Origin of the sequence: Dietzia sp. HMSC21D01, assembly GCF_001815995.1 — a bacterium.
Taxonomy (GTDB): Bacteria; Actinomycetota; Actinomycetes; order Mycobacteriales; family Mycobacteriaceae; genus Dietzia; species Dietzia cinnamea.
In genome coordinates, this window is sequence record NZ_KV823818.1 from 1 (window position 1) to 514 (window position 514).

Genomic DNA, 514 nt, shown 5'->3' on the forward strand with positions numbered 1-514 from the left:
GAACCGGGCGGCCGGCCACCCGAGCACGTCATCGAGACGAGCCGACGCCCAGCCGAAGTCGACGTAGCGCGGTGAGCGGTGCCCGACCATCGCGTCGAGCGTGTTGGCCGCCCGGTGGGCCGCCGCCCCGGCGGGGCCCGCGACACCGGCCCAGAACAGCGTGGCCACCGCGGCGTCGGAGGTGTTCTCCGCGACCGATTCGACGACCGCCCGCGCGAGTTGGCCGGCGTCGAGAGCCCCGGGCTCGCGGCCGCACAACCACGGGAGCAGCCGCCGCGACCCGTCGATGTCGGACCGGTCGAGCAGCTCCGCCTGGCGACGGGCGATCCGGAGGAGAGAGGTCCCGCCGAGGCAGGCCCACACGGTGGCCGCCGTAGTCGCCACACGCAGGGCGGGCCTGGTGGCAACAGCCGAGTCGAGACCGCGCACCGCGGCCGCCACCCCGCCGACGAGCACGACGGTGAAGACGACCCCGCGGGCCCGGACGGCGACGCGGCCCGCCGCCGTGTCGTGG

General features: G+C 76.8%; 1 protein-coding gene. It reads right to left on the reverse strand.

Annotation, left to right across the window (positions count from 1 at the left end; translation table 11 throughout):
- A partial coding sequence (locus HMPREF3086_RS04710; protein ID WP_210401839.1) for a CobD/CbiB family cobalamin biosynthesis protein occupies positions 1–514 on the reverse strand: 514 nt, incomplete at both ends.